Genomic DNA, 18,746 nt, shown 5'->3' on the forward strand with positions numbered 1-18,746 from the left:
GCTTTAAAATGGCTAACGTAGTTGAGTTTATAAAAGAATCGTACAATGAGATGACCGGGAAAGTTTCCTGGCCAACTTGGGGTGAATTGCAAAATTCAGCTGTTATTGTACTTGTTGCCTCTCTGATCATCGCATTACTGATTTTGGCGATGGATGAGTCGGTAGGTAACATTTTGAAGTTGTTCTATAGATCAGTTGCTTAATGACGAATGTAATGAGTGATCAACTGAAATGGTACGTGGTTAGGGCGGTTAGTGGTAAGGAGAAAAAAGTAAAACAATATATTGAATCCGAGATCAACCGTCTTGGAATTTCGCATTTGGTTCCGCAAGTACTCATACCTATGGAGAAGTATTACCAAATGCGCGAGGGTAAAAAAATCGCGAAAGAGCGTAACTATTACCCGGGTTACGTGCTGATAGAAGCTGCGTTAGACGGAGAATTAGAACATATTATTAAGAATGTAAATAGCGTTATTGGCTTCCTTGGTGATAAAGGAGGAAATGCTGTTCCGCTACGGCCTGCAGAGGTAAATCGGATACTTGGAAAAGTTGATGAGATGTCGGCTCAGGGAGAAACGATGAATGTTCCTTATTACGTTGGCGAAAACGTGAAGGTAATGGATGGTCCGTTCAATGGTTTTTCAGGTGTAATTGAAGAGGTCAACGAAGAGAAGAAGAAGCTTAAGGTGATGGTGAAAATCTTCGGACGCCGGACTCCGCTGGAGTTGAATTACATGCAGGTAGAAAAAGAGTAGGTTTCGTAACAGGGAAGACCAGTCCAACTGGTGTACGGGGCCGAATAAATCGAACTATGAGCTTAAATGTTACATGCTTCCACTACTAACATTGAGTACTAAATAAATAACAAAATGGCAAAAGAAGTCAGTGCGCTAGTAAAATTACAGATCAAGGGTGGCGCTGCAAATCCATCTCCTCCTGTAGGACCTGCATTGGGTGCGAAAGGGGTGAACATCATGGAGTTTTGCAAGCAGTTCAATGCACGTACCCAGGATAAGCCAGGTAAAGTGTTGCCGGTTGTAATTACAGTTTACGCTGATAAGTCATTTGATTTTATCATTAAGACCCCTCCTGTTGCAATCCAGTTAATGGAAGTTTCAGGTATTAAAAGCGGGTCAGCAGAGCCTAACCGTAAAAAGGTTGCTCAGGTTTCATGGGATCAAGTTGAAACTATTGCAAAAGATAAGATGCCTGACTTAAACGCATTTACTGTAGAGTCAGCTATGAGAATGGTAGCTGGTACTGCACGCAGCATGGGAATTACCGTAACTGGTACTGCTCCCTGGAACAGTTAATTAATTAAATCAGTTAAGAAAGTGGCTAGATTAACAAAAAATCAAAAAAAGGCACTATCCAAAATTGAGGCTGGTAAGGCTTATTCTTTGCAAGATGCTTCGGCATTAGTAAAAGAAATCACTACCACAAAGTTTGATGCTTCTGTAGATATCGACGTTCGTTTGGGCGTAGATCCTCGTAAGGCAAATCAAATGGTTCGTGGTATAGCTACACTTCCTCATGGTACAGGTAAAACTGTTCGTGTTTTGGCTTTAGTAACCCCTGATAAAGAAGAGGAAGCAAAAGCAGCAGGAGCGGATTACGTTGGACTAGATGAGTATATTGCTAAAATAGAGGGTGGATGGACAGATGTAGATATTATAATCACCATGCCTAGTGTTATGGCTAAAGTAGGTAGACTTGGACGTATATTAGGTCCTCGTAACCTAATGCCAAACCCTAAATCAGGTACAGTAACTACAGAGGTAGGTAAAGCTGTAACTGATGTAAAAGGTGGTAAGATCGACTTCAAAGTTGACAAAACCGGTATCATCCATACTTCGATCGGTAAAGTATCTTTCCCTGCTGATAAAATCTACGAGAATGCACTTGAAGTAATTCAAACGCTTTCTAAGTTGAAGCCATCAGCAGCAAAAGGAACATATTTTAAGAGTATTCATATCTCTTCTACTATGTCTCCAGGAATCGAAATTGAAACTAAATCAGTAGCGGGGATCTAAGCGATGAACAGAGAAGAAAAACACGAAATTGTTCAGGCTCTGACTGAGCAGATCAAAGAGTACGGTAATTTTTATATTACTGATACTTCTAACCTTACTGTAGCTAAGATTAACGCGATCCGTCGTAAGTTCTTTGAGAATGGTGTCACCATTCAAGTTGCAAAAAATACCCTTATTCGTAAGGCAATGGAAGCAGCAGGCGTGGATTCATCAGAACTTGGCGAGGCTTTAAAAGGTTCTTCAACGATCTTATTTTCGACTGTAGCTAATGCTCCGGCGAAGTTGATTAAAGAGCTTAGAAAAGGTAATGATAAGCCGCTGTTGAAAGGTGCTTATATAGATACAGCTGTATTTGTAGGAGACAACCAATTAGACGCACTTGCAAGCTTGAAATCGAAAGAAGAGCTTGTTGGCGAAATCATCGGATTACTGCAATCACCTGCTAAGAATGTACTTTCTGCTCTTCAATCAGGCGGAACTACTATTGCGGGATTAGTTAAAACATTACAAGAAAGAGGTTAATACGGACACCTGAAAGATCCGTTAATTAAACAAAGTATTGAATTTTAAAATTTAAATAAAATGGCAGATTTAAAATCGTTTGCTGAACAATTAGTAAACCTAACAGTTAAAGAAGTTAATGAACTAGCTCAGATCCTGAAAGATGAGTACGGTATCGAGCCTGCTGCTGCAGCTGTTGCAGTTGCTGCTGCTCCTGCTGGTGATGCTCCTGCTGCTGCAGAAGAGAAAACTGCTTTCGACGTAATCTTGAAAGAAGCTGGTGGTCAGAAATTAGCTGTTGTGAAACTAGTTAAAGATCTTACAGGTCTTGGTCTTAAAGAAGCAAAAGATCTAGTTGACGGTGCACCTAAAGAATTAAAAACTGGTGTTGCTAAAGACGAAGCTGAAGCTTTGAAAAAACAATTAGAAGAAGCAGGAGCTGTTGTTGAGATTAAGTAAGCTTCTTAACTCGATAAAATAGTGGACTAGACTCCGGTTTTCACCGGGGTCTATTGCCATTTGTATTGTACCCATTTTTGTTTGACTTACAAGATTGGGGATAATCCCGAATAAGTCACAGTTTATTATAAACTAAAATCTTAATCCATTGGCAAACAAAAATCAAAGCGAAAGAGTAAATTTTGCAACCAGCAAACACGTGATCGATTATCCCGATTTCCTGGATGTGCAATTGCAATCTTTCAGGGAATTTTTCCAGTTGGAGACGACTTCAGACAACCGCCATCAGGAAGGTTTGTTTAAGGTGTTTGCTGAGAACTTCCCGATCTCTGACTCAAGAAACATCTTCGTTTTAGAGTTTCTCGATTATTTTATTGATCCGCCTCGTTACGATATCCAGGAGTGTATCGAACGTGGGTTAACTTACAGTGTTCCATTAAAGGCAAAACTCCGTTTGTCATGTAATGATGAAGAACACGAAGATTTTGAGACAATTGTACAGGACGTCTATTTAGGAACTATTCCTTACATGACTCCAAAGGGTACGTTTGTAATCAATGGTGCTGAACGTGTAATTGTATCTCAGTTGCACAGATCTCCAGGAGTGTTTTTCGGTCAAAGCCGCCACACTAATGGAACAAAGTTGTATTCAGCCCGTGTAATTCCTTTTAAAGGTTCATGGATTGAGTTTGCAACAGACGTTAATAACGTGATGTATGCCTACATCGACCGTAAGAAAAAATTCCCCGTAACTACGCTATTACGTGCAATCGGTTATGATTCAGATAAAGATATCTTAGAACTATTTGAATTGGCTGATGAAGTTAAAGTAAGCAAATCAGGACTGAAAAAGTATGTAGGTCGGAAGCTTGCTGCAAGGGTTCTTAAGAAGTGGGTAGAAGACTTTGTGGATGAGGATACAGGTGAGGTGGTATCTATCGACCGTAATGAGATTATCCTTGAGCGCGAAACTATACTTGAAGATGACCATATCGATATGATCATCGATGCTGGTGTGAAAACTGTTATCCTTTCTAAGGATGATGCATCAAGCAACGCCGATTACTCGATTATCTATAATACATTACAAAAAGACACCTCCAACTCTGAGAAAGAAGCGGTAGAGCATATCTATCGTCAATTACGTAATGCTGAACCACCAGATGAAGAAACAGCTCGTGGTATCATTGACCGTTTATTCTTCTCGGATAAAAGATATGATTTGGGAGATGTGGGTCGTTACCGCATCAACCGGAAGTTGAAACTTGATACTCCCGACGAGACTAAAGTTTTAACTAAAGCTGACATCATTGCTATCGTGAAGTACCTGATCAAATTGATCAATTCTAAAGCGGAAGTGGATGATATCGATCACTTGTCAAATCGTCGTGTGCGCACAGTAGGTGAGCAGTTATATGCTCAGTTCGGTGTAGGTTTAGCTCGTATGGCTCGTACCATTCGTGAGCGGATGAACATCCGTGACAACGAGGTATTCACGCCTACAGATCTGATCAATGCACGTACGCTTTCATCGGTGATCAACTCGTTCTTTGGAACCAACCAGTTATCTCAGTTCATGGATCAAACCAATCCCCTTGCAGAGATCACGCACAAGCGTCGTCTTTCAGCTTTAGGTCCTGGTGGTCTTTCCCGCGAGCGTGCTGGTTTCGAGGTTCGTGACGTTCACTATACGCACTACGGTCGTTTGTGTACTATTGAAACTCCGGAAGGTCCAAACATCGGTTTGATCTCTTCACTTTGCGTTCACGCAAAAATCAATAACCTTGGTTTTATCGAAACTCCTTACCGTAAGGTAGAAGAGGGACGAGTAGTAGTTGAAGAGCCGGTAATTTATCTTTCAGCTGAAGACGAGGATGGCAAGACAATCGCTCAGGCAAACGCGCAATATGATGAGAAGGGTAACTTCGAATCACCGCGTGTAAAAGCCCGTTTCGAAGGTGACTTCCCGGTAATTGAACCTGAAAGGTTAGATCTGATGGACGTTGCTCCAAACCAGATTACTTCGATCGCGGCTTCGTTGATTCCGTTCCTTGAGCACGATGATGCTAACCGTGCCTTGATGGGATCGAACATGCAACGTCAGGCTGTTCCATTGCTTCGCCCTGAGGCGCCAGTGGTAGGTACAGGTCTGGAAGGTCGTGTAGCCCGTGATTCACGTACGCTGATCAATGCTGAAGGAAGCGGTGTGGTTGAATACGTTGACGCTAACGAAATCCGTATCAGCTACGACAGAAATGAAGATGATAAATTGGTTTCGTTTGAAGGCGAAACTAAGTCATACAGATTAACTAAATTCAAGAAGACTAACCAAAGTACTTGTATCAACCTGAAGCCGATCGTTAAACGCGGTCAGCGGGTTGAAAAAGGACAGGTGCTTTGTGAAGGATATGCAACGCAGGATGGTGAGCTTGCTCTTGGAAGAAACTTGAAAGTGGCATTCATGCCTTGGCAAGGTTTTAACTTTGAGGATGCTATTGTAATCTCTGAGCGCGTGGTATCTCAAGACATCTTTACTTCTCTTCATATTGAGGAGTTTGAGTTAGAGGTGCGTGATACAAAACGTGGTGAAGAAGAGCTGACACCAGACATTCCGAACGTTTCTGAAGAGGCCACTAAAGACCTTGATGAAAACGGTATCATCAGAATCGGGGCTGAAGTGAAAGAAGGAGATATTCTTATTGGTAAGATCACCCCGAAAGGAGAGTCCGATCCTTCACCAGAAGAGAAGCTTCTTCGTGCGATCTTTGGTGATAAAGCCGGAGACGTGAAAGATGCTTCCTTGAAGACTCCTCCATCCATCAGCGGTGTCGTTATTGATACCAAGTTGTTCTCTCGTGCAAAGAAAACTTCTAAAGCGGAAGAGAAAGCAGCTTTGGATAAACTGGATGCAGCACATGACAGAGCAGTTAAGCAATTGAAAGATCAGCTGATCGACAAGTTATTTACCATCGTGAATGGTAAGACTTCGCAAGGTGTTTTCAACGTTTACAGGGAGCTTTTGGTTCCTAAGGGAGCTAAGTTCACTCAGAAAATGCTGGCTGAATTAGAATATGCGAACATCAATCCAACTAAATGGACCACTGATGAGGACAAGAACGAGCTGATCAAAGCATTGCTTCACAATTATAACATTAAGCTTAACGAAGAGCTTGGTGCTTACAAACGTGACAAATTTGCGATCAGCGTAGGAGATGAGCTTCCATCAGGAATCGTTCAGATGGCTAAGGTTTACATTGCGAAGAAACGGAAACTACGTGTAGGGGATAAAATGGCGGGTCGTCATGGTAACAAAGGTATTGTTGCCAGGATTGTTCGGGATGAGGACATGCCATTCCTTGAAGATGGAACGCCTGTAGATATCGTTCTTAACCCGCTTGGGGTACCTTCTCGTATGAACCTTGGACAGATCTACGAAACTGTACTTGGTTGGGCAGGTAAAGAACTCGGTGTCAAATTCGCAACTCCGATCTTCGACGGTGCTACACATGAAGAAGTTGAAGAGTGGGTGGCAAAAGCGAACTTACCAGCTTCTGGTAGAACGTATTTGTACAACGGTCTGACAGGTGAACGTTTCGATCAGCCGACAACAGTGGGTATCATTTACATGCTGAAGTTAGGTCACATGGTTGACGATAAGATGCACGCCCGTTCAATTGGTCCATACTCATTGATTACACAACAGCCTCTGGGTGGTAAAGCTCAGTTCGGTGGTCAGCGTTTTGGTGAGATGGAGGTGTGGGCACTGGAAGCATTCGGTGCAGCCAACATTCTTCAGGAGATCCTAACAGTGAAATCTGACGACGTTGTAGGACGTGCTAAAACATACGAAGCGATTGTTAAAGGTGAAAACCTTCCAACGCCTTCGGTTCCTGAATCATTCAACGTATTGGTTCATGAGCTAAGAGGTTTAGGTTTGGATATCACATTAGACTAATACGAGGTAGAAGGTAAAAGGTAAAAGGGAAGCAGCAGAAAGCACTTACCTTTCACCTTTGACCTTTCACCTTTAACCTTAAGAAGAGATATGTCTTATAAAAAGGATAATAAAATCAAAAGTAACTTCACCTCGATTACTATCAGCTTAGCGTCTCCTGAGTCTATCTTAGAGCGTTCAAGCGGTGAGGTTTTAAAACCAGAAACTATCAACTACCGTACCTATAAGCCGGAGCGTGATGGACTTTTCTGCGAGCGCATTTTCGGTCCGGTAAAGGATTACGAATGTCATTGCGGTAAGTACAAGCGTATTCGTTATAAAGGTATTGTCTGCGATCGTTGTGGTGTTGAAGTAACTGAAAAGAAAGTACGTCGTGAGCGTATGGGACACATCAACCTGGTGGTTCCGGTAGCACACATCTGGTACTTCCGTTCATTACCTAATAAGATCGGTTATTTGTTAGGTCTTCCTACCAAAAAACTTGACCTTATTATTTACTATGAGCGTTATGTTGTAATTCAACCAGGTATCAAAGAAACAGACGGAATTGCCAAAATGGATTTCCTGACTGAAGAAGAGTACCTGGATATTTTAGATACACTTCCAAAAGAGAATCAGTACTTAGACGATAAAGACCCTCAGAAATTTATCGCTAAAATGGGTGCTGAAGCGCTGGAAGAACTGTTGAAGCGTATCGATCTAGATCAGCTTTCATACGACCTTCGTCACCAGGCAGCTAACGAGACTTCTCAGCAACGGAAAAACGAAGCATTAAAACGCCTTCAAGTTGTTGAAGCTTTCCGTGGTGCTCGTGAAAATATCGAAAATCAGCCGGAGTGGATGATCGTTAAGATCGTTCCTGTGATTCCACCAGAACTACGTCCGTTAGTTCCTTTGGAAGGTGGTCGTTTTGCTACGTCTGACTTGAACGATTTATATCGTCGGGTAATTATTCGTAACAATCGTCTGAAGAGATTGATCGAAATCAAGGCTCCTGAAGTAATCTTACGTAACGAAAAACGTATGCTACAGGAAGCTGTAGATTCATTGTTCGATAACTCTCGTAAAGTTAATGCTGTTAAGACTGAAGGTAACCGTGCTTTGAAATCGCTTTCAGATATCCTGAAAGGTAAGCAAGGACGTTTCCGTCAGAACTTGTTAGGTAAGCGTGTTGACTATTCTGCACGTTCTGTAATTGTTGTAGGACCTCACTTGAAATTACACGAGTGTGGTTTGCCTAAAGACATGGCAGCTGAGCTGTTCAAACCATTCATCATCCGTAAGATGATTGAAAGAGGTGTGGTAAAAACGGTAAAATCAGCTAAAAAAATAGTTGATCGCAAAGATCCACTGGTTTGGGATATCCTTGAAAATGTGTTGAAAGGTCACCCGGTTCTTTTAAACCGTGCTCCTACACTACACCGTTTAGGTATCCAGGCTTTCCAGCCAAAACTAGTAGAGGGTAAAGCAATCCAACTGCACCCGCTAGTGTGTACCGCGTTCAACGCCGACTTTGACGGTGACCAGATGGCAGTTCACGTACCCCTTGGTAATGCTGCAATTTTGGAAGCCCAGGTGTTAATGCTTGCATCTCACAACATTCTTAACCCTGCTAACGGTTCGCCGATTACCGTTCCTTCTCAGGACATGGTACTTGGTCTGTACTATATTACTAAGGGCCGGAAGACGGATGCTAACCGCGTGATGAAAGGGGAAGGCCAGACTTTCTATTCTGCAGAAGAGGTAATTATCGCTTACAATGAGAAGAAAGTAGACCTGCATGCGTTCATCAAGGTGAAAGCAAATGCCAAAGAAAAAGACGGGACTATCGTAAATAAATTGATCGAAACTACTGTAGGACGTGTGTTATTTAATCAACACGTTCCGGAAGAAGTAGGTTATATCAATGAGCTTCTTACCAAGAAATCGCTTCGTGATATCATTGGTGAAGTAGTGAAGATTACTGGTATGGCCCGTGCAGCCCAGTTCCTTGACGATATCAAAGAACTAGGATTCCAGATGGCCTTCCGCGGTGGTCTTTCATTTAACCTGCAGGATCTTAACATTCCTGAAGCGAAAGTGAAGTTGATTGAGCAGGCATCTCAGGAAGTGGAAGAAGTAATGAATAACTATAACATGGGATTCATTACCAACAACGAGCGTTACAACCAGATCATCGATATCTGGACTCGTATCAATAACCGTTTGACTGCAAACGTTATGGATATCCTGTCCAACGATAATCAAGGTTTCAACTCGGTATACATGATGCTTGATTCTGGTGCCCGTGGTTCTAAAGAGCAGATCCGTCAGCTTTGCGGTATGCGGGGACTGATGGCTAAGCCTCAGAAATCGGGTTCAGGTGGTGAAATTATTGAGAACCCGATCCTTTCGAACTTTAAAGAAGGATTGTCGGTACTCGAGTACTTCATCTCTACCCACGGTGCTCGTAAAGGTCTTGCGGATACGGCGTTAAAAACAGCGGATGCTGGTTACTTAACCCGTCGTTTGCATGACGTTGCTCAGGATATGATTGTTGGTGAGACTGATTGTGGTACTCTAAGAGGTATCTTCACAACAGCTCTTAAAGACAACGAGGATATCGTAGAGCCGTTATACGACAGAATCTTGGGAAGAACCTCGCTGCATGATGTTTATGATCCTATCACTGGTGAACTACTTGTTTCTGCAGGTGAAGACATTAACGAAGATGTGGCACATAATATCGAGAACTCAGCTCTCGAGGGAATCGAAATCCGTTCAGTATTGACATGTGAAAGCAAGCGCGGTGTTTGTGCTCTTTGCTACGGACGTAACTTGGCAACAGGTAAGCGTGTGCAAGCTGGTGAGGCTGTCGGTGTAATTGCTGCTCAGTCAATCGGTGAGCCGGGAACACAGCTGACACTTCGTACGTTCCACGTCGGTGGTACTGCATCGAACATTGCTGCTGAATCTCAGATCAACGCTAAATTTGATGGTGTGATCGAATTTGAGAACATCAGAACGGTTCCTTACGAAACAGAGGAAGGTCCGGTGGAGGTAGTGTTGGGTCGTTCAGGTGAATTCCGTATTGTTGAACCAAACAGCGGAAGAGTAATCATGACTAACAACATCCCTTACGGTTCTTACTTGTATGTAAACGAAGGAGATAAAGTAACCAAAGGCGATAGAATTTGTAGCTGGGATCCGTATAACGCGGTTATCATCTCTGAGTTCAGCGGTAAAATCGAGTTTGAGGCTGTTATTGAAGGTGTAACCTTCCGTGAAGAATCCGACGAGCAAACCGGACACAGAGAGAAAGTTATCATCGATACCCGTGATAAGACGAAGAACCCGGTGATCCGCATTATCGACAATACTGGAAGCACTGTAAAAGGATACAACATCCCGGTAGGTGCGCACATTGCGGTTGATGAAGGTACGAAAGTGAAAATGGGTGAAGTTATTGCGAAAATTCCTCGTTCAACAGGAAAAACCCGTGACATCACCGGTGGTCTTCCTCGTGTAACAGAGTTGTTCGAGGCTCGTAATCCATCTAATCCAGCGGTAGTAACTGAAATCGACGGTGTGGTAACTCTTGGAGGTGTTAAACGTGGTAACCGCGAAATTTCGATCGAGTCCAGAGATGGGCAAATCAAGAAATACCTGGTGCCGCTTTCTAAACACATCCTGGTACAGGACAATGACTTTGTGAAAGCTGGTATGCCACTTTCTGACGGTTCAATTTCTCCTGCTGACATCCTTGCAATTAAAGGACCTGCAGCAGTTCAAGAATACCTGGTAAATGGTATTCAGGAAGTTTACCGTCTGCAAGGGGTGAAGATCAACGATAAACACTTTGAAGTAATCGTTCACCAGATGATGCAGAAAGTGAAAATCGAAGATCCGGGTGATACTCGTTTCTTAGAAAATGATGCTGTTGATCGTTGGGACTTCATGCAGGAGAATGACGATATCTTTGACAAGAAGGTTGTTACAGATCCGGGTGATTCAACGACACTGAAAGCAGGACAAATCATTTCTGTACGTAAGTTGAGAGATGAAAACTCTCAATTAAAACGTAGGGATATGAAACTGGTAGAAGCTCGCGATGCGATCGCAGCAACTTCAAGTCCGTTGCTACAAGGTATCACACGCGCTTCACTTGGTACTAAATCGTTCATCTCTGCCGCTTCCTTCCAGGAAACTACTAAGGTTCTTAACGAGGCAGCTATCAGCGGTAAACGGGATAATCTACTAGGTCTGAAAGAGAACGTAATTGTAGGTCACTTGATTCCTTCAGGAACTGGTCTCCGCAGCTATGAGCGTATCATAGTGGGTTCTCAGGAAGAGTACGACAGATTGATGGCGTCCAAGCAAGAAGAAGTAGAGGCCTAGTTTATAGGTTCTGCCCAATAAACAAGCCCTCCTGTTTATCAGGGGGGCTTTTTTTTTAAGATGTTTTTTTGTTTGAAAAAGAACGATGGGGTCCTCGCAGACCGCCCTGACTTGTTTTCCGCTTATAGGCCTGCAGGCCTTACTCTTGGCCGGCCTCCGCTGCAACCAGGTTTATTTTACAACCGTGGCATTTCAATGCCGTTTCTAAATCTGGCGCATGATTAACTTGCCACTATATTTTTTATTTTTACAAAATGGAAGAGCAAAACAACGACAACCAATTGAATATTGAACTTTCAGAAGAAGTTGCTGAAGGAACTTACTCGAACCTAGCTATCATCACTCATTCGAACACTGAATTTGTATTAGACTTTATCAGGGTGATGCCAGGAGTTCCAAAGGCGAAAGTAAAGTCGCGAATTATACTTACTCCTGAGCATGCAAAAAGATTGCTGAGAGCACTGGAAGATAATATCGAGAAGTATGAAGCCGTAAACGGAAGAATAGCTATTCAGGATGAGCAGGGAATTCCAATGAATTTTGGGGGACCAACAGCGCAGGCTTAATAGTTGTTAAAAAGCAAAAAGGCAGTGGCACTTAGCCAACTGCCTTTTCTCTTATAAATTCGAGAATAGCTTGACTGTCCTCCGGATCGAACCAAGTAATTTCCGCATCTCGTCTAAACCAGGTTAGTTGTCTTTTTGCAAATCGGCGTGTATTCTGTTTTATGCTGGCTACTGCATCAGTGAGCGAAAGCTCCCCTTTTAGGTGAGCAAAAAGCTCTGAGTAGCCAACGGTATTTAGGGCGTTCTGGTTCTCGTAGGGCCGCAGTGTTTTCACTTCCTCCAAAAGCCCAAGCTCCATCATTTTGTCGACACGCAAGTTAATTCTGTTATATAGTTTTTCGCGATCCGTTGTCAGCCCTATTTTAATGATTTCGAAGTCCCTTTTTTTTAGGTTTTTTTGTCTGAAAGACGAGAAAGGTTGGCCGGTACTCAAACACACTTCCAGGGCACGTATAACTCGTTGGGGGTTGTTTAAATCAACCTCGTTGAAATACTCGGGATCCAGCTTCTTTAGCCGTTCTTGCAGCGACTGAAGCCCATGTAGTTCAACTGCTTGGTTCAATTCTTCCCGCAGTAGGACAGGGGCTTTGGGAAGATCATCAAAGCCATCTGTAACAGCCTTGATAAATAATCCTGAACCTCCAACAAGAACAGCTTGAGAACGCCTTTCAAATAGTTTTCCCAAACGTTGCAACGCTTCCACTTCATAATCACCCACGGTGTAGGTATCAGTAATCGAAAGGGAGTCAATAAAATGATGAGGGGCTGCTGCAAGTTCTTCAGCTGTAGGTTTTGCCGTACCGATCGACATTTCCCTGTAAAACTGTCTCGAGTCGGCAGATATAATTTCAGTATTAAACTCCTGAGCGACTTTAATGGCAAGTTCGGTCTTGCCGATGGCAGTAGGTCCTACAATAACTATAAGAGTCTTTTCGCTCATCCAAGAAATAGTAAAGGGTACCGTAGTACCCTATCATTAAGCAAACTAATAGTCTTCTTTATTATTGTAGTCGTCGGATTCGAAGTTATCATTGTCAGAAAACTCGTCCATAAATTCATCTTTTTCCTCTTCTTCCTCCTCCTGCTCTTCTTCCTGCATGCCAATGCCCAGCTCGTCAACTACTGCCATTTCTTCTTCCGGTTCTGCATCGTCATCTAGGTCGGCCAGGAAATCCAAATCGTCGGGTTCCTCGCCGCTTCCCGGAGGAGGCAATATCGAACCTGCAGGTTTCGGTGGCTCACCAACGCTTTTTACTATTGCAGGGTACACTTTGGAGGGATCCTCGTCAAGTAAAATTTTCAGTAGCTCAACGTGGAAGTCAAACGGCCGGTCAAAATTGTAAGTATAATAGAACTTTTGATGAGGGTCGTCTATAAACCTGTTAAGTTTAGTACCAGCCATTAACGTTACACCTCTGTCCTGTTTTCGTTGGGTGGGTAAAAAAGCGATCTCGTCGCCCTTAATCCAATGGTCATTACTCACATAAAAAGAGGAAGACTGCTCCGGGTTATAGCCGGTGCCTTTATGAATTGCGTAGTGAAGATCCTCAAAAGTCTGGGTAGATTTAATATCTATTTCGCGGACTACGTCGTCGTAATCTTCAAAAGACACCCTGAACCTGTAAATTGCCATGTTAATTCTAGTTTGTACGAATTAATGAAATTGGAGTATCAATAACTCTTTTTTAAATATAATGTTTTTAAAATCTGCTATTTAGGTACGACCGGTTTTAGCCCAATCGCTCTGCCTTTTTCGATCATAAATGAGAACGCTTCTTCCCGGGAATTTTTTATTTCCCCTTCAAGAATTGCTTCCCTTATTTGATTTTTGATGATTCCCACCTCTCTTCCGGCTGGTATCCCAAATGTTTCCATGATATCAAGTCCCGTGACCGGCGGTTGCCAGTTCCGGATTTGATCCCTTTCTTCAACATCCTTTAGCTTTTGCTTTACCAGTTCAAAGTTCTGTCGATACTTCTTCTTCTTGTACTCGTTCTTTGTAGTTACATCAGCATGGCAAAGCATCATCAGGCTTTCAATGTCTTCACCTGCGTCAAACAGCAGGCGACGGACAGCGGAATCGGTAACTACCTCCTGGGCCAGAACAATGGGTCGCAAATGCAGGAGTACCAGTTTTTGAACGAACTTCATTTTTTCGTTCAAGGGCAATTTTAGCTGAGCGAAGATCTTCGGAACCATTCGTGCTCCCCGGTCTTCATGGCCATGGAACGTCCAACCTAATTTAGGGTCAAACCGTTTCGTCGCAGGCTTTGCAATATCATGCAGAATTGCTGCCCAACGTAGCCATAAATCATCGCTAACTTCAGCAATGTTATCCAATACCTCCAGTGTATGGTAGAAATTGTCTTTATGGCCCTTCCCGTTAACGTATTCAACGCCAAATAGCTGCGCCATTTGCGGAAAGATAAGATGGAGGAGACCGGTATCGAACAGGTATTTAAATCCTAAGGAGGGCTTTGGAGACGAAATAATTTTGTTAAGCTCGTCTGTGATCCTTTCTTTCGATACGATCGAGATCCGCTCTTTATTGGTTCTTATTGCATCTACAGCTATTGTATCAATACTGAAATTAAGTTGTGAAGCGAAGCGGATCGCACGCATCATGCGAAGGGGGTCGTCAGAAAAGGTTTCCTCCGGATTTAAAGGAGTGCGAACTAATTTCGCTTGAAGGTCTCCAATGCCACCGAACGGATCCAGCAATTCTCCGAAGCTCTCTTTATTCAGCGACAGCGCCATCGCATTTATGCTGAAGTCACGTCGTTTCTGATCATCCTCTAAAGTTCCGTTCTCCACTATTGGCTTTCTCGAATCTGCCCTGTAGGATTCCTTTCGTGCGCCTACAAACTCAACCTCCAGGTCTTCATACTTTAGCATTGCAGTACCAAAGTTTTTGAAAACATTCACCTGCACCTTTAGTTCTGCCGCTACTCTTTCAGCAAAATCGGTCCCGCTGCCTATTACAAGAATATCTATGTCTTTCGATGGCCTGCTTAGAAACAGGTCTCTAACAAAACCTCCTATTACATAAATTTCGGTGTTCGTGGCAGAAGCCAGGTCACGTAATCTTGCAAAAATCGGATGTTGGAGGTGTTGCTTCATATTTGCGTTCTTTCGAGCCAATATTTTGGGTGTCGGCCGGAGATTGCTGCAAAAATAGTTTAATTCGTTAGTAAGGGGGAAAAAAAGCTGCGCTTTATCGACGGATAAAGGAAAAACGACCGTCTGTTTCCAACTTCATAATGGTTGAGGGTCGCTTCTCACTCAGGTCATCCTGTTCATACTTAACTACATAGTCTACCCCGTTTTTTATCTCGTCTGCAATTTCTGAAAAGTTTTTTGGAGAAGCTTCTCCACTTATGTTGGCAGAAGTAGAGACGATAGGTTTTCGGAACCGTTGAATCAACTGTTGGCAAAACGGATGTTTTGCTACCCGTATACCCAGACTCCCATCTTCGTGAATTACATTTTTTGCCAGGTTTTTTGCCCCTGAGTAGATAATGGTCAATGGGTTTTCGGCGTACTCAATCAAATCATAAGCGATTGCAGGTACCTCTGTTACATAACTTTCCAGTTTGTTTTCAGTGTCCAGCAGAACGATTAAGCTTTTACCGGCGTCCCGGCCTTTAAGCTTGAATATACGCTCTACCGCCGCTTCGTTTGTCGCATCACAACCTAAGCCCCAAATGGTATCAGTAGGATAGAGGATAATACCTCCTTCATTGAGTATTTCTAGTGCTTTGTTAATGTCGTCTTTAAGCATTGTAAAGTGCTTTAGTGTAAGTGTTTATGAGATTTGCGGCCAATCTGCTTTCCGAAAAATTCTCGACGTGCTGGTATCCCATTTTTACCATTTCTTCCCGTACATCAGGGCGGTTCAAAATGTTGTTGATACAATACCCCAACTGCACTTCATCTTTCGGATGTACATAGCATGCTCCCGGGCCACCTGCCTCTTCCAGACAAGATCCCGTTGCTGCAATTACCGGTACTCCCGAGTACAGGGCTTCAATGATCGGTATTCCGAAACCTTCAAATTCTGAAGGATAGATGAACATCTCTGCAAGTTGATAGATGGTTGGCAAATCTTTCAGCGGCACGTTTTTCAGGAAAATAACCCGCTCTGTTAAATTATTACTTTGAATGAATTCTCTTACTTCAGCCGCGTAGTCTGTCTCCCGTCCAATCACCACCAACTTTACATCTGCCGAAACTTTCGGCAGTGCTTTCACAATCAGCATTAAGTTTTTCCTCTCCTCGATAGTACCTACATGAAGAAGATATTTGGCGGGCAAGTGGTATTCCGACCGGATGTTTACTTTTTCTCGTTCTGATGCCTTTTGCTGAAAGGCAACATTGCATCCTTGGTAAACTACATCTATCTTTTCAGGAGAGATTTTGAAAAAGCTAACGATGTCAGCCTTTGTTTGTTCACTCACCGCGATTATTCTTGTCGCGTGTTGACAAGCATACTTGAATTTGAATTTGTAGATAGCCCGATCAATTGGTGAATAGAAGTCAGGAAATCGAAGGAAAATAAGGTCGTGGATGGTAACTACCGAAGCAATACCCGATTTGGAGATACCGATCGGCAATTCATTACTTAATCCATGATAAAGATCTATCTTGTCTTTCTTTAAATTCCTGAGGATCGTAAACGTTCGCCAAATAGCGCTGTTTTTATATCGTTTCGGGTGTACGAATTGGATATTCTCGGGGATTCCGTAGTTCTCTTTAGGCCGTTTTGCAGTATAGAGGTAATAGCGATAGTCGGAGTAGTGCCGTGCCAAAAGATCAAGGACGAAGCGACTGTAATTGCCAAGTCCGGTAAAATTTTGAATAGCACGTTTTCCATCAAATCCTATACGCATTCACCCAAGATAAAAGTTTATTATAAAAAGTCAAAAGTTGTAAAGCTTCGAAAACGAGTTTCTAACCTTACAACTTTGACAATGAATTTATTATTCCTTGAAATTACACGGCAACGTTGTGCTCGCGCAATGCATCATTTAAAGAAGTCTTTTTGTCTGTTGATTCTTTACGTTGGCCTATGATTAATGCACATGGAACCTGATATTCTCCAGCTGCAAACTTTTTGGTATAAGAACCAGGGATTACCACTGAACGGGGAGGCACTTCGCCTTTGTATTCTATGGGTTCAGGACCGGTAACGTCAATAATTTTAGTGGAGGCTGTTAAGCAAACATTGGCACCAAGAACAGCTTCTGCGCCAACTCTAACTCCCTCAACTACAATAGCTCTCGAGCCGATAAATGCGTTATCTTCAATAATTACTGGTGCCGCTTGTACTGGTTCCAGCACGCCGCCGATCCCAACACCACCACTTAGATGAACATTTTTGCCGATCTGAGCACAGGAGCCGACAGTAGCCCAGGTGTCTACCATAGTGCCTTCATCCACATAAGCGCCAATATTTACGTAGGAAGGCATCATAATTACGCCTTTCGACAAATAGGCGCCATATCGTGCAGTTGCCTGTGGCACTACTCTAACTCCAAGTTCTTTGTAGTTAGTTTTCAGTTTCATTTTATCATGGAAAACAAATGGCCCCGTCTCAATTACCTCCATTTGTCTTATTGGAAAATAAAGAATTACAGCTTTCTTTACCCAATCGTTCACATGCCATCCTCCGGCAACTGGTTCAGCAACACGCAGTTCACCTTTATCAAGCATATCAACTACTGTTTCAATGGCATCAGCATAGTCAGGGAAGGTAAGGAATGTGCGGTCTTCCCAAACCTGTTCAATTTTTTTCTGTAGTTCCGGTATCATTTATCGAATTTTTTGGCAAAGTAACGCTTTTCACAAGACATATTTAAAATCCACCCCGGTTAAATCAATTTTTAATACTTCTCAGACAAATGGAAATTATGCTAATAAAAGGTTTTCTTTAAGGATGAGCTTTTTGTGGTACTGAAGTAAGCCCTCCATTGGAGATTTAATAATTTTTCCTGTCGCCATCCCATATTTTGCTGCTACCCTTGTTAGAATATCCTGGAAATAGAATCCAACAGAGCCGACGGAATTAAACTCGTAGGTTTCATAATTCGGATAGCCAGATACTAGTTGCCGGAAGAAATCTTCGAACGACTGTTCTACCAGTCCGCTTGCATATGAGTCGCTTAAATGGTCATAGAGGAATTGACTGAAGCTTGCGCAGAAGCGATTAGCAAGGGGTTTCGTATAGATCCTGTCAAGTATGTCGGATGCGCTGATTTTATATTTTTCGTTAAAGGCTTCTTCAAGATGTTTGGGTAGGCGTCCTCTTACAAAATCAATTAATAGTTTTTTTCCTAAATAACATCCGCTGCCTTCATCGCCCAAAATATATGCTGCAGAGTTGATTTTATGAGCGATTGTAGTCCCGTCATAAAGGCAGGTGTTAGTCCCGGTGCCAAGTATGGCGGCAAAACCGGGATTGTCGCCCAGCAAGGCTCTGCAAGAAGCTAGCAGGTCATTATCAATGTACGTGCTGGCATTAGTGAAAATACTTTTGAAGGCGGCCGAAAGTACTTCTGCTTTCTCTGTATTATGAACCCCTGCACCGTAAAAATATATCTTCTCTACCTTAGTTGTAATTATATCCGTAGGAAGCGCTTCGGTCAGCGAAGTTATAATGTAGGGCGTATCTACAAAATAGGGGTTGTAGCCTTCAGAGTAAAAATCTTTGATGTTCAGATCTTTCGTTATTAATGCCCAATGAGTTTTGGTCGATCCACCGTCCGCAATAAGTATCATGAATAAAAAATTTTTTAAATATAGGAAATAGTTAGTGTCTGCCAAACACTAAGTAAAAACTAGCGAAGGTGGTCGA

16 protein-coding genes are annotated in these 18,746 nt (G+C 42.7%); 9 read left to right on the forward strand and 7 right to left on the reverse strand.

Features of this window, described 5'->3' with window-relative positions:
* Positions 1 to 8: 8 nt before the first annotated feature.
* The 9 genes from secE to J4N23_RS12475 all read left to right on the forward strand — a co-directional run bounded on the left by secE (position 9) and on the right by J4N23_RS12475 (position 11,893).
* A complete protein-coding gene (gene secE / locus J4N23_RS12435) occupies positions 9 to 203 on the forward strand; it encodes a preprotein translocase subunit SecE (protein WP_207427742.1) in 195 nt (64 codons plus the stop codon).
* An 11-nt stretch (positions 204 to 214) separates the two neighbouring features.
* Positions 215 to 757 (forward strand): transcription termination/antitermination protein NusG, encoded by a 543-nt coding sequence (nusG, locus tag J4N23_RS12440; protein WP_207427744.1) that lies wholly within the window; start codon positions 215 to 217, stop codon positions 755 to 757.
* Positions 758 to 871: 114 nt separating this feature from the next.
* Positions 872 to 1,315, forward strand: coding sequence for a 50S ribosomal protein L11 (gene rplK / locus J4N23_RS12445; protein ID WP_207427745.1), 444 nt, complete (start codon positions 872 to 874; stop codon positions 1,313 to 1,315).
* Between the two features lie 21 nt (positions 1,316 to 1,336).
* Complete coding sequence (rplA, locus tag J4N23_RS12450) at positions 1,337 to 2,035, forward strand: 50S ribosomal protein L1 (protein ID WP_207427746.1); 699 nt, start codon at positions 1,337 to 1,339, stop codon at positions 2,033 to 2,035.
* A 3-nt stretch (positions 2,036 to 2,038) separates the two neighbouring features.
* Positions 2,039 to 2,557 (forward strand): 50S ribosomal protein L10, encoded by a 519-nt coding sequence (gene rplJ / locus J4N23_RS12455; RefSeq protein WP_207427747.1) that lies wholly within the window; start codon positions 2,039 to 2,041, stop codon positions 2,555 to 2,557.
* 60 nt (positions 2,558 to 2,617) lie between these two features.
* Positions 2,618 to 2,995 (forward strand): 50S ribosomal protein L7/L12, encoded by a 378-nt coding sequence (gene rplL / locus J4N23_RS12460; RefSeq protein ID WP_207427748.1) that lies wholly within the window; start codon positions 2,618 to 2,620, stop codon positions 2,993 to 2,995.
* Between the two features lie 148 nt (positions 2,996 to 3,143).
* Complete coding sequence (gene rpoB / locus J4N23_RS12465) at positions 3,144 to 6,950, forward strand: DNA-directed RNA polymerase subunit beta (protein ID WP_207427749.1); 3,807 nt, start codon at positions 3,144 to 3,146, stop codon at positions 6,948 to 6,950.
* Positions 6,951 to 7,040: 90 nt separating this feature from the next.
* Positions 7,041 to 11,327 carry a DNA-directed RNA polymerase subunit beta' gene (rpoC, locus tag J4N23_RS12470; RefSeq protein WP_207427750.1) on the forward strand — a complete coding sequence of 1,429 codons (4,287 nt, stop codon included), beginning with the start codon at positions 7,041 to 7,043 and terminating at the stop codon, positions 11,325 to 11,327.
* Positions 11,328 to 11,581: 254 nt separating this feature from the next.
* A complete protein-coding gene (locus J4N23_RS12475; protein ID WP_207427752.1) occupies positions 11,582 to 11,893 on the forward strand; it encodes a DUF3467 domain-containing protein in 312 nt (103 codons plus the stop codon).
* Positions 11,894 to 11,924: 31 nt separating this feature from the next.
* Here the strand turns inward: J4N23_RS12475 and miaA are convergent, their stop codons facing one another.
* The 7 genes from miaA to J4N23_RS12510 form a co-directional block, all read right to left on the reverse strand.
* Positions 11,925 to 12,833 carry a tRNA (adenosine(37)-N6)-dimethylallyltransferase MiaA gene (gene miaA, locus J4N23_RS12480; RefSeq protein WP_207427753.1) on the reverse strand — a complete coding sequence of 303 codons (909 nt, stop codon included), beginning with the start codon at positions 12,831 to 12,833 and terminating at the stop codon, positions 11,925 to 11,927.
* 45 nt (positions 12,834 to 12,878) lie between these two features.
* Positions 12,879 to 13,526, reverse strand: a complete 648-nt coding sequence (locus tag J4N23_RS12485; protein WP_207427754.1) for a hypothetical protein — start codon at positions 13,524 to 13,526, stop codon at positions 12,879 to 12,881.
* 77 nt (positions 13,527 to 13,603) lie between these two features.
* On the reverse strand, positions 13,604 to 15,013 hold the full coding sequence (locus tag J4N23_RS12490; RefSeq protein ID WP_207427755.1) for a CCA tRNA nucleotidyltransferase: 1,410 nt from the start codon (positions 15,011 to 15,013) through the stop codon (positions 13,604 to 13,606).
* A gap of 94 nt (positions 15,014 to 15,107) precedes the next feature.
* The gene (locus J4N23_RS12495) at positions 15,108 to 15,674 is read right to left on the reverse strand and encodes an L-threonylcarbamoyladenylate synthase (RefSeq protein ID WP_207427756.1); all 567 of its coding nucleotides are present in this window, start codon (positions 15,672 to 15,674) and stop codon (positions 15,108 to 15,110) included.
* Positions 15,667 to 16,782, reverse strand: a complete 1,116-nt coding sequence (locus J4N23_RS12500) for a glycosyltransferase family 1 protein (protein WP_207427757.1) — start codon at positions 16,780 to 16,782, stop codon at positions 15,667 to 15,669. Before J4N23_RS12500 ends, J4N23_RS12495 begins: the two co-directional genes overlap by 8 nt.
* Before the next feature lie 103 nt (positions 16,783 to 16,885).
* Entirely contained in the window at positions 16,886 to 17,704 is an 819-nt protein-coding gene (locus tag J4N23_RS12505; RefSeq protein WP_207427758.1) for a 2,3,4,5-tetrahydropyridine-2,6-dicarboxylate N-succinyltransferase, read from the reverse strand.
* Between the two features lie 96 nt (positions 17,705 to 17,800).
* On the reverse strand, positions 17,801 to 18,670 hold the full coding sequence (locus tag J4N23_RS12510; protein ID WP_207427760.1) for an N-acetylglucosamine kinase: 870 nt from the start codon (positions 18,668 to 18,670) through the stop codon (positions 17,801 to 17,803).
* Positions 18,671 to 18,746 lie beyond the last annotated feature (76 nt).

Origin of the sequence: Pedobacter sp. SYSU D00535 (assembly GCF_017355855.1) — a bacterium.
In the GTDB taxonomy this organism is placed as follows: domain Bacteria; phylum Bacteroidota; class Bacteroidia; order Sphingobacteriales; family Sphingobacteriaceae; genus Desertivirga.